We start from the raw sequence: 11,895 nt of genomic DNA, 5'->3' as shown, positions 1-11,895 counted from the left end.
GTCCTAGATATTTGTGGTGTAATCTCTTTTATTAGGCTTAAAAGCTTTTTTATAGTTTTTATCTAACAGCTTTTGCACATCGCTCATTCTATAATAGATTTTTGAACCTATTTGTGAAAATGACACAATACCATCATCGCGCCAAGTTTGGGCTGTACGCTTGCTAATATTCATTAGCTGTAAAAATTCTTGATTGTCTAAAAAAGTGTCCTCTGGCGACTTTTGGTTTTCTTCTAGTTTTTTGTTTAGAACATCTAAACGATTTACTAATTCTTTGTACTGTTGTACGCTTAAAATAATTGCTTCCATTTGATAAAAATTTTATGATTATGAAACAAAGGTTGGCATAAAAAGAGGTTAAAAACACTTTAGAAACAAGGGTTTAGAGTAAGGTGTAGAGTGTAGAGTGGTATAAAAAAACAGTTAACCTAAATAAGATTAACTGCTGTTTTTGAATAAAATAATTTAAAATTCTCCTTTAAGTGTAGAGTGTTATTTTAGTTATTTTAGTGTTTTTAATGCAGAATCGATGTTTTTTGAAGTAGCAGGAACTTTTTGAGTTCTTAATTTAGTGCGGTTATATTGCTCTCCGTTTTCTTGAATAAAACAGTTAATAGTTACTGCCCACTGCTGTTGCTTTAAATCTGCAACAAGTTTTAATTCATTATGTAATTGCTTAATGAAATATGAAAGTTCGCTAATATTACCTGTCCAAGTAATTGGATTCTCAATAGCTTCTCCACTAAACACTTTTCTAAAATCTTTTAAGTCTGTATCTGATGCAATTAATTTTTTTCTAATTAAAGAGTCTTTTAGTCCTGTTAAGTTAGATTGACCAGTAAGATTATTAATGTAGGTAAATGATTGATATTTCGATTTTGATTTCGATTTTGGTTTCTCAATTACTTCTTGTTTTTTACCACTACCAATTAAACCATTTTTAAAGTCTTGTAATACATTTTCAACTGCATCTTTAAATAATAGAAAATGACTGGTGTAATGTTTCCAAACGTGTATTACATACTTATTATCATATTCATTTGCCTTATACTCCATTTGGTTTGGATGCCAATAAGTGTCGTGATAAATTCTTTTAAATGCTTCTACTCGTTTTTCTGGTGTGTGTGTTTTAAATTGATTTACCGATAATGTTAGGTATTTATTAATTTCAAAGTCGTTTAAAGGCTTTATTTTTTCATAAATAGACTTTAAAAATATATTGTATAAATCACCAGAAATATATGTATCAAAATACTTGGGGTCAAAAGTATAGGTTTGCCAAAGTTCATCAATTTTGGTTTTATACTCTACTGCTTCATTAGCTAAACGTTTTTCTAATTCTTCCACTAATAACAATTCTTTGAAGTCGTTGTATTGAAATTGGTTGTTTATCATTTCATTAGTATTTACTTCATCGTTAAGTGATTCTAAATATTCTTTTAATTTATCTAAATACTGCATAAAGAAAGATGCTACAAAAGCTGATGAATAATTTGATTTACCAACTTCGTAAACATTAAAATCACTCAACAATAACCTATCTCTTAAAATATTATCATACTCTAGAACAACCTCTTTTGGTTTTGAAAAATTTAAAATATTTTTAAGTCTTTTTACAACAGTCTTTGATGTATCACTATTAAAAAAGTCTTGTATTAATTTAATCTCTTTATTTAATGCTTCCTTTTTGACGTCATCTTCTAATTCATCAAAATCATTTATTGCATTTCTTATTTCAAAATCAATACGTTCATTAAAAAGCTTTTTTTGATGATTTTCAATTTTTTCTATTTGTTCAAACTCTAATTTTAGCTTATATATTTCAGCCCAATGATCTGTTCTTTTATTTCTCCTTAATTCATTAAAAGTTACAGTACAATTCAACCATTTATCTATGTATTCTTTTTTATAGTCGGTTGTAAAAACAATTTCTTGTAAGTAAGTTATTTCTGGCTTTTCAAATATTAAAAAAACGTCATACAATAAAATATCTTGGATATAACTTATTATCGCTGCAAAATATTTATTTAGTGTTGTTGATAATTCTTGTGATTTTAATTTAGAAATATTTAAGTCGTCATTATTTTTTTGTAGACTTTCATCTATTGAAGCCGAAATAAAAGCTAAACCTAATGAAGAAACTTGACTTTGAAGAATTAATGATTCTGTTGGTACAATAATATCTTCATCTAATACCGAATTTATAATACTTAATAATTTGTTATAAATTATTTTAGCTTCAATTTTTGATATTTGTTTCTTCTCTTTTTTATCAAAAGGTGTAATCTTATACCCAACAGATATATAACTTTTGACTGATTCAGCAAAAATACTTAAGTTACTATAGCTTGAAAACAAAAGGTCTTGTGCTTGTTTTAAGCTCCTATCTAATTCAGATTTACTATTTTTTTCGTTCACAACGACATTATTTAAAATCTTCACTTCTTGAAGTGTACTTTTAAAACTATCAAAAACAATTTCTTTCATAAATTAATTGATATATTTATCTACTGCATTATCTAACTCACTACTAATAATTTTTGCATAAACTTGTGTAATACCAATATCTGAATGGTCCATAAGTTTAGAAACGTGTTCTATACGCATACCATTATTTAATGCCCTGGTAGCAAATGTATGTCTGCTAATATGAAAACTTAAATTAAAAGGCAGTTCTAAACGTTTGCCCATTTTTCTTAAATACATATTGCTTAATGCTATGGCTCTTCCGGTTATTAAATTTCTATGTTCTTTATCTGTAAAATAGGTTTTATCAATATTTGCAAAAGGGAAAATTATATCTTCTTGCTTCTGGTCTTTTTGTTGATACTTCTCTAAAATCTCAACTGCTTTTTGACCTATTCTAACACTATGCTGTCTGTTTGTTTTTCTGATTATCTTTGTAATTCTTCCGTTTTTTTTATCGTAATTTTTCCATTTTAGCTCTAACATATCCCCAAACCTTAAACCACCTGCAAAAACTGAAAAAATAAACATATCTTTTATAATCTGTGCTTTATCCTTATTTGAAACTTCTAAATCCATAAAGTCCTGAAACTGTTCAGAAGATAAATAGCGTTTTGTACTCTTATCTTTTTTTACTGTGAATTTGTTAAATGGAAATAAATCCAAAGGTATTAAATCTTCTTTTTGCGCTTCCTTAAACATTATCTTCATAATCTTTAAAGAGAAATTTATAGTCGTATTATTATTACCTAATGTAGAACTGCAATAAGATGCAAAATCTTTTAAGGTTGTAACTGTAATATCTTCAAACATCAATTCTCTATGACCTACAAACTTTTCAAACTTCTTTAAATAGGTTTTGTAATTCTTATACGTTGAATATGCTAAAGTGTCTTTTCGCTTTTCGCAAAGATTATCAGAGTAGTCAAAAAAGTTCGTTAAGGGTTTACCCTTAATGGCCTCTTTTAGTTTTCTTGCTGTTGTAGATTGGTTTCTTCTTTCTAGGTCTGCAATTTCTCCTTTTGCATCTGCTACCTTTTGAGAAATGTAAGCGTTTAGCCTTGTAGAATTACTGTGATTCTTTTTTACTTTTTGCTTATCTTCATCCCATTCATTAGGCTTTAATTTTAGACTTAAAGAAATGAATTTAGTTTTGCGGTCTTTGATAACTCTTAAATAAAGAGGTGCTTCTCCTGCTTTATCTATCTTGTTATTTCTTAAAATTAGTTTTATTGAAGACATAAAGTACTGGTTTTAAAGGTGTGCAAAGCGGTGCAACCGAGTACTAAGGTACAACAATAGGTACAACAAAGCAAGCATTTTACTGCATTTTGTTGCATTATCTTACTTTAGTAAAAACCTGTAAAGCACTGTATTTAAAGGATTTTAATGTATTTAAGTGTAAAATAGTAAAGTACCTATATAACACCGTGTATAATTAATTACTTGGTTCTAGTATACTTACGGAAATTCCTTCGGAATTTTCACGAGTTCGTATATGTTTGCTAACTTAGTTGCCTAACCACGCAACTTTCCATATACAAACACGTTGCCACCAATTTAAAAAAAACGAAATGAATAAAATTTTAGCAATAGGAATCCTATTAATAACGACTCAAAATTTAATTGCTCAAACTGCGCTAGAACTGAACTCTAAAGGAATTGAACTTGCGAAAAAAGGAAAAATAGATAAAGCATTCTCAATTTTTGAAAAGGCAATAAAACTTTATCCCGATTCGCCAGGACCATATTCGAATCGAGGAAACGTATACCGAATGAGAAAACAATATGAATTAGCTATATCTGACTATTCCAAATCTTTAGAATTAAACCCTGACAATTTAAGTGTCCTTTATGCAAGAGCGAACACCTATATGGATAATGCAAATTTTGAAATGGCAATATCTGACTATTCGAAAATAATTGAAGAAAAGCCTTCTTTCTCTGATATTTACTTTGATAGAGCCTACGCAAATATAAGGTTAGAAAAGTATGAGAATGCGAAAACAGATTTAGAATCACAATTAGAAAGAACACCAAAAGATTTCAAATCATTAGCTAATCTGATAAACATAAAAAAGAAATTAGAATTGTTTGATGAGGCATTAGTGGATTATCAAAAAATAGTGACTGAATTTCCAAATCAGCCAAACCTTCATATTCTTTATAACAATTGGGCAAGTCTTTATAGAAAAATTGAGAAACCAAAAGAAGCATTATCAAAAATTAATAAAGCTTTGAAGTTGAAAAAGAACTATGATATTGGACTTTTCAATCGAGCGGGCATTTATTTAGAACTTGGCGAGGAAAAAGTTGCTTGTAAAGATTTTAAGAAAGCACTTAAGTTAGACCTTGAAAAAAATGAGCATTTTGAAGCCGATGAAGATTTTGATAAACTTAAAAAATTATGTGAATAAAAAATGGTGCCAACAATGGCTATAAGTAATTGCTTATTCTAGCCTATTTGCAAAAATCCTTACAGATTTTCTATTCGGTTTTTATTTGCTAAATTAGGTACTTAAACACGCAACAAACCATATATAAACACAACATTAACTAAAAAAAATAATAAAAATGAAAAAAACACTTTTACTTATCTTATTAGTATTACCAATGACTATTATCGCTCAATCAAAATTTAATGCGGAAGCTTATGGAACATCTTTAATGGTTAAAAACGATGCAGGACTTGCCTTTGGAGCAGGATTAGGTTACCAAGCAACAAGCCGTATAAATTTAATTGTTGGTTTTATGAATGGTACTATAGATAGTGATTTAATAAACGATGATTACACTATTCATAAATACTATTTTAACGTGGATTATAGGTTTAATTCAGAAGATTCAAAATTTGGAATAGCCTCAATAATGGGTTTTTCTTATATGGACTTCGATGATAAATTAAATTTAGATGATGGAAGTGGATTTGGTATGGATTTAGGTGCAAGAGCATTTATTTCTCAAACTGATAATTATGAATATGGATTTAGGCTTATTTCAACTTACAATAGCGAATCACCTGGTGCTATATTAGAAGCTGGATTATATTTTAAATATAAATTTTAAAAAAGCATATAAAAATTAAATAGTTTAAGTTTTTTTTAAATATTGACTAATTAACTAATGGCAAAAATCTTTAGGGCATTTCGTAACAAAATGGTAAAAGAAAGTAGATTTCGTAAGTATTTAATATACGCAATGGGAGAGATTATACTTGTTGTTATTGGTATCTTAATTGCGCTTTCTATTAATAAATTAAATAATTCATACCAAAACTCTAAAAAAGAAATAATTATACTATCTGAAATTAGAGAAAATTTAGTGGCTGATACTATTCAAATTAATAGAATTGCAAAATTCCATAAAACCAAGAAAAAAGAAATTTATAGTATTTTACACCTTATTTCTCAAAATAAACCTTCAGAAGAAAACAGGAATACACTTTTAAAATACTTTACAACAGGAACCATTTTTGAAATTAAAGAATTTCATTCAAAAAGTGTAGGTTACGCTAATTTGATTAATTCTGGAAACATAGAACTTATAAAAGAAAGAAAGTTAAGAAACCTAATAACTCAGTATTATTTAAGTACCTCTAAAAATATTGGCGCAATGGAGGTTGCTAAAAATAATACAAGACAGTTTAAAGAATATATTATTCCAAAAACAATAAGTAATTGGTCTCTTAAAAAACTTACAGGACTTGACTTTGAATTAGAGAACCAAGAATACGTTGTTGGTCTTAATAATGATAAAAAAGCGATTAGTAGTTTAATGCAAATGTCTATGCAAATTGATTTTTCAGGAAGTGTATTGTCAGAATTTCAAAAAAACATAAAGGATTTAATAAATAGGATTGATTTAAAAATAAAAACAACAGATAAATAACTACTACTAACAACATATATAATCTATTACTAGTGAGAGCCTACTTGCAAAAATCTTCAAGGATTTTCTATTCGGTTCATTTTTGCTCAATGAGTTGCTTAACCACCAAACTAACTATACACAAAACTTTAAAATCAAGCTAAGCAGCCAATAAAGTACTCTCCATTGGTTCTATCTAACTTAATAGAACATAGCACACCTATACCCTATTTTCAACTAGGACTATGGCTTAAAACTCTTCAAATAAAAACTACACAACTTCTCTTTTTCAGTTTTCCTCTATAAATAAAACAAGAAATTCCCTATATTGTTTACGCTATTAATTAATCAACTTTCTAAAACTTTAAATTTATTTTTAAATCTTTCAATTAATAACTACTTTAACATAAAGTATTATTTAACAACTCATTACATAAAATAAAGCGTTGATAATACACGTATATAAATAAGTTGTGCTTCATTATAACCAACCAGTAACCCATGATAAAATTCTTTAGATTATCAAAACAAAATTTTGAAAAACAAAATCGAATGTCCTGTGAACATTTGGTTGATATAACAGCTTGCAGAAGATTTAAAACCTTAAAACATGATTAAGTTCTTCAGACACATAAGACAACGACTACTCCTAGAAAATAAGTTCGGAAAATATCTAACATATGCTATCGGAGAAATAATTCTTGTCGTTATCGGAATTTTGATTGCGCTTCAAATTAATAATTGGAATGAAGAAAAAAAAGAAAATATAGCTTTACAACACAGCCTATTGATCATAAAAGGTAATATTAAAAGTGATTTAGTATTGCTTGATTCGTTAAAGACACTAAGAGAAAAATGGATACCTAATTATAAAAAAGAACAACTAACATTCTTTAATAATAAATTTAATCCAGCAACTACCATGATGGCTGTCCGATGTTTTGACGCAATTTTATTTAAAGCAAACACAAGCGGATTTGATGCTTTAGAAAAATCACCTTCTCTAAGCTTAATTAATGGTAGCCATTTACATAAATTACTGCTGGAGCAAAAAGCAGCCATAGAAACTCTTTTAATTACTGAAAACGAAACGAATAAAACCATAGACGATTTAGAAGCTAGAATGTCATATGTAAGCGATTTAAATATAGGATACGCTCTGCTTAGTATGGATGAGAATAAATTAAAAGAAGCTAATCTTACTAGGACAGAAACAATAACCTTTTTAAATAAAACACATAGCTCTATCCTGTATAGAAACATTATAGCAAAGGCATCTGTGCGTGACATAACAATTCTTCCACAGTATAATGTCTTAATAAATATTAATAAAAAGGTAATTACTGAAATTGATAAATTAACAAAAGAAGTATTTTAAGTGATTTGACAAAAAATAACGAAACCATATACAAACACGTTGTGCTTTATTATAACCAACCAATAACCCATGATAAAAATCTATAGATTATCGAAACATAATTTTGAAAAGCAAAACCGAATGTCCTGTGGTCATTTGGTTGAGATAGCAGCTTGCAGAAGATTTAATACCCTAAAGCATGATTAAGCTCTTCAGATACATAAGACAACGACTACTCTTAGAAAATAAGTTCGGAAAATATCTAACATACGCTATCGGAGAAATAATTCTTGTCGTTATTGGTATTTTGATTGCGCTTTCAATCAATAATTATAATGACAACAGACAACAACGGAAAATAGAACAGGCTTATCTGTTGTCTCTTCAATCTGAATTTAAAACAAACTTAGAAAAAATAAACAATTGTCTCACCGAAAATCATAATCAAGTCAAAGCAGTTGAGAATATGCTGGCTTTATTTGATGATAATCTTCGTGACACCACAAGTGAAAAAGAAACATCAGATATTATATATTCCGTTTTTAAAGGAGTAGTAACTTATATTCCTTCAAAAGGAGTAGTAACTGATATTATTAGTTCTGGAAACTTAAATTTAATTCAAAATGAAAAACTAAGGCAAAAAATTGCATCTTTTGAGAGTTCATTGGATTTTTTAAAAATACAAGAAGTTTCTACTCACGAAATGAAAAAAGAACTACAAAAACAATTAAATGAAAATGGAAGTGTACGAAAAGTATTAATTAATAAAGGTTTTAATTTTGAACATCAATCGATTTCCGATACTGCAAGCAATAAAAAAGTTTTTGGTTTAATTAAATTTGAAAACACTCTTTTAGATTACTATTTAACAATTAATGCAACCAATGGATCAAGGTTTTTTGGTGGAATAAAAGAGCAAATAGAACAAATTTTAGTTGAGCTTGATTCAGAAATAATAAAATAACGAAAACACAACAAGGTGTATAATTCATTGCTAATAATAGCGTTGTGCTTCATTTTAACCAACTAATAACCAATGATAAAATTCTTCAGATACATAAGACAACGACTACTCTCAGAAAATAAATTCAGTAAATACTTACTGTACGCTATAGGCGAAATTGTGCTTGTTATTATTGGTATTCTTATCGCGCTTCAAATAAATAATAAAAACGAACAGCGAAAAACCGAAAATAAAATTGTTTCTATTTTAAAAGAAGTACAACATGATTTAGGACTAGATATTCAAAAATCGGACGAACTAATGGCCTATTATAAAACAAAAGATTCAATCATCAACTTAATACAAACAGATAAACTAACCTATGATGATTATAAAAATGATCCTCAAAATACTTTAAAATATACTATTATGAACGCTTTTCATATGAAAATTCATGCAAATGGATATACTAACCTCATAGAAAATGTTGATAATGTTCCTAAAAAGCTAAAAGCAGTTATTGAGCCATTAAACGATATATATATTTATAACAAATACGAAATAGATAAGTTCGATAATCGAATGGACTTTATTACAGATAGAGTGATGGACGGGTTAGCCAAAAGTAAAGATTGGTATTACAGATTAGATCAGCCTCAATTAGAAGATGAGATGATTAATTTTTTCCTAAACGACCCTTACTATAAAAACGATGCAGATCTATATCAAAATGCTAGCTGGGTGAATTTGGCATATCATGTTACTGTATTTAGAGAAAACGCAATTAATGCATACAAACAAATTAACGCACTTATTGAAAGTAATGAACCGCTTCCCGATTTTATACCACATAATTTAGTGCATCTCACCACAGCACAACTAAATGAATATGTGGGTACTTTTAAAATTGTAAAGATTGAAGGTTATGATGGCCCAATTCCAGATTTAAACTACAAAATTCAGATACAAGACAATAACCTAGTAGGTGTTATGAATGAAGATCTTGAAGATATGGATTATTTCTATTTTGAAACAGTAGATAAGATATTTGGTCAGGCTGATATTTATCTTAAAGGAGAGTTTGTAAGAGATAGTTTAAATGAGATTACATCTTTAATTATTATGAAAAACGAAATAGTTTTTTACTTAAATAAACTTTAAAGAAATTAATAACGATAGGCTAACATGGCATAAATAAAAATTGCTATTTCCTGCTTAACTAATGTTAGTTGTATTTTTGTTACGTTTAATTTTCCTGCTGAAAATGCTAGCGTTCAAACACGCAACGAACCATCTACTAAATAATAAAAACCTAGTTAAGTAAGGCGTTCTACTTAGCTTAACATATCACAGTAACACACTATACAACAATCCTATACCCTATTTTTAATTAGGCGTATTATTTAAATAAAAAAGAAACACAACAGCTCATTTTTTAGTTTTCATTTATAAATAAAATAAGTAATTTATTATATTAGTTGCGCTATTAATTAATCGACTTTCTAAAACCTTGATATTTTTTTTAGATTGTTACAATTAATAACAGTTTAGTGTAAGGCTATACTAGAAATACAGCTTGAATTATACACGTTGTACATTACTATTATAAACAGCTAACCAATGATAAGATGCTTTAGATTATCGAAACAAAATTTTGTAAAACAAAATAGAATGTCCTCTGAACATTTGTTTGAGATAGCCGCTTACAGAAGATTTAAAACCCTAAAACATGATTAAGTTCTTCAGACACATAAGACAACGACTACTCTCAGAAAATAAGTTCGGAAAATATCTGAAATATGCTATCGGAGAAATTATACTTGTGGTTATAGGTATTGTTATTGCGCTTCAAATCAATAATTGGAATGAGCATAGGAAGAGTAATACCACTTTAAAGAACTACTATAATCAAATATTAAGAGACTTAGCTAAAGACAACAATCGCATCTATTCTGATTTATACTATTTAGAATCAAATTTTGCACTACATAAAGAATTTGTAGAAAACCTACCAACGCAAAAGAGCCCAAAAGCGATTATAATGAGTTCTGAACAACTTAAATACACGACTACTGCATACGAAAAGTTCAATGCCAGTACAATTGAAACCTTACAAGAAACAGGCGACATCAAGCTTATACCTACAAATATTAGAAATAAACTTATTGCATTAAAAAATGATCAAGACATTCTATTTAAAGCAAGTAATGATAGGTATGAAAACTTTTTAAATGAAATAAGCAGAGCAACAGCCTTAGGATATAATCCCGATCTTCTTCAATTTGAAGGCAAAAATAAAATACCAGAGCAACTCTATGAAGATTTAAAAATAGAAGATAACTATTCAAAAATAGCTTTAATAGTAGTAGCATCTTATTTTGCAAAAAATATTGGTGAACAAGATGATTTTAGAATGTTAAAATCTATACAAGAAGATGCAAATAGCCTATTTACAATGATTAATGAAGAATTGGGTAATCCCTATAAAGATATTGAAAGAGTATGGAGCGATTTCAAAACATTCAACACATTGATCTATAAGCGAAAATCAGCTGATGAAATAATTGCGATAATTAAAGAACAAGACAGAGAAAATCCAGATTATGATATATCAGAACCATATATAAACCGTTTAGGTTATTATTATTTAAATACAGTAAAGCAGCAAGAAGATGCCTTAAAAGTTTTTAAACTCAATATAGATTTGTATCCAGAATCTTGGAATCCTTATGATAGCTATGGAGAATGCTTATTGCGTATGGGAGATAAAGAACGTGCAATTAAATACTATAAGAAGTCTTTAGTGCTAAATCCAGAGAATGAGAACGCTATTAAAGTACTTTCAGAACTAACAGTAAAAAATTAAAAGATTAACCACAACTAAAAAGCGTAAAATTAAAACGAAATTGACATACAAAGCATTTTTTTTAATTGGATTAGTTTTTTTTCTAATGGGTCAGATTATTTTGTCTAAAGGAAATGATTTTGTGTATGCTCAAGAACCTATTGATTTTGCACATTGGTTTTTGTTAATTGGAGTGGTATTACTAATTCCTCAAGTGATTTCTTTTCCTAAAAAAATCTTTAGTTTAATTGGTATTCCTTTAACTTTAATAGGGATTACATGTATTATTGGTATGTGTGTATTAGACTTTATATAGTGGAGTTTTCCAAACCAAGAAATGCGTAGTGAATTCACTAATCATATTTCGAAAGTTCCATCCATCTGGAAACCTTTTATGACTATAGGACCAAGCTCTAA

Annotated in this window: 11 protein-coding genes; 8 read left to right on the top strand and 3 right to left on the bottom strand. The window is 28.2% G+C overall.

The window, feature by feature from the left end; all coding sequences use genetic code 11:
- Positions 1 to 3 precede the first annotated feature (3 nt).
- The 3 genes from ACFSSB_RS03420 to ACFSSB_RS03410 form a co-directional block, all read right to left on the bottom strand.
- A complete protein-coding gene (locus ACFSSB_RS03420) occupies positions 4 to 309 on the bottom strand; it encodes a helix-turn-helix domain-containing protein (RefSeq protein WP_379900981.1) in 306 nt (101 codons plus the stop codon).
- Positions 310 to 501: 192 nt separating this feature from the next.
- Positions 502 to 2,487 (bottom strand): hypothetical protein, encoded by a 1,986-nt coding sequence (locus ACFSSB_RS03415; protein ID WP_379900979.1) that lies wholly within the window; start codon positions 2,485 to 2,487, stop codon positions 502 to 504.
- A gap of 3 nt (positions 2,488 to 2,490) precedes the next feature.
- Complete coding sequence (locus ACFSSB_RS03410; protein WP_379900977.1) at positions 2,491 to 3,708, bottom strand: tyrosine-type recombinase/integrase; 1,218 nt, start codon at positions 3,706 to 3,708, stop codon at positions 2,491 to 2,493.
- A 332-nt stretch (positions 3,709 to 4,040) separates the two neighbouring features.
- Here ACFSSB_RS03410 and ACFSSB_RS03405 point away from each other — a divergent pair, with 332 nt between their 5' ends.
- The 8 genes from ACFSSB_RS03405 to ACFSSB_RS03370 all read left to right on the top strand — a co-directional run bounded on the left by ACFSSB_RS03405 (position 4,041) and on the right by ACFSSB_RS03370 (position 11,794).
- Positions 4,041 to 4,883, top strand: a complete 843-nt coding sequence (locus ACFSSB_RS03405) for a tetratricopeptide repeat protein (RefSeq protein WP_379900975.1) — start codon at positions 4,041 to 4,043, stop codon at positions 4,881 to 4,883.
- A gap of 157 nt (positions 4,884 to 5,040) precedes the next feature.
- Entirely contained in the window at positions 5,041 to 5,532 is a 492-nt protein-coding gene (locus ACFSSB_RS03400) for a hypothetical protein (RefSeq protein ID WP_379900973.1), read from the top strand.
- 57 nt (positions 5,533 to 5,589) lie between these two features.
- Positions 5,590 to 6,354, top strand: coding sequence for a DUF6090 family protein (locus ACFSSB_RS03395; RefSeq protein WP_379900971.1), 765 nt, complete (start codon positions 5,590 to 5,592; stop codon positions 6,352 to 6,354).
- A 589-nt stretch (positions 6,355 to 6,943) separates the two neighbouring features.
- The gene (locus ACFSSB_RS03390) at positions 6,944 to 7,711 is read left to right on the top strand and encodes a DUF6090 family protein (RefSeq protein ID WP_379900969.1); all 768 of its coding nucleotides are present in this window, start codon (positions 6,944 to 6,946) and stop codon (positions 7,709 to 7,711) included.
- A gap of 178 nt (positions 7,712 to 7,889) precedes the next feature.
- Positions 7,890 to 8,654, top strand: coding sequence for a DUF6090 family protein (locus tag ACFSSB_RS03385; RefSeq protein WP_379900967.1), 765 nt, complete (start codon positions 7,890 to 7,892; stop codon positions 8,652 to 8,654).
- A gap of 72 nt (positions 8,655 to 8,726) precedes the next feature.
- The gene (locus ACFSSB_RS03380) at positions 8,727 to 9,794 is read left to right on the top strand and encodes a DUF6090 family protein (RefSeq protein ID WP_379900965.1); all 1,068 of its coding nucleotides are present in this window, start codon (positions 8,727 to 8,729) and stop codon (positions 9,792 to 9,794) included.
- A gap of 568 nt (positions 9,795 to 10,362) precedes the next feature.
- Positions 10,363 to 11,499 carry a tetratricopeptide repeat protein gene (locus ACFSSB_RS03375; RefSeq protein WP_379900963.1) on the top strand — a complete coding sequence of 379 codons (1,137 nt, stop codon included), beginning with the start codon at positions 10,363 to 10,365 and terminating at the stop codon, positions 11,497 to 11,499.
- A gap of 85 nt (positions 11,500 to 11,584) precedes the next feature.
- The gene (locus tag ACFSSB_RS03370; protein WP_379900961.1) at positions 11,585 to 11,794 is read left to right on the top strand and encodes a hypothetical protein; all 210 of its coding nucleotides are present in this window, start codon (positions 11,585 to 11,587) and stop codon (positions 11,792 to 11,794) included.
- The last annotated feature ends 101 nt before the right edge of the window (positions 11,795 to 11,895 follow it).

The sequence above is a fragment of the Lacinutrix gracilariae genome (assembly GCF_042684485.1).
GTDB lineage: Bacteria > Bacteroidota > Bacteroidia > Flavobacteriales > Flavobacteriaceae > Oceanihabitans > Oceanihabitans gracilariae.
Note: the sequence above shows the minus strand (reverse complement) of the source record. Positions and strands in the feature narration are given on the sequence as shown.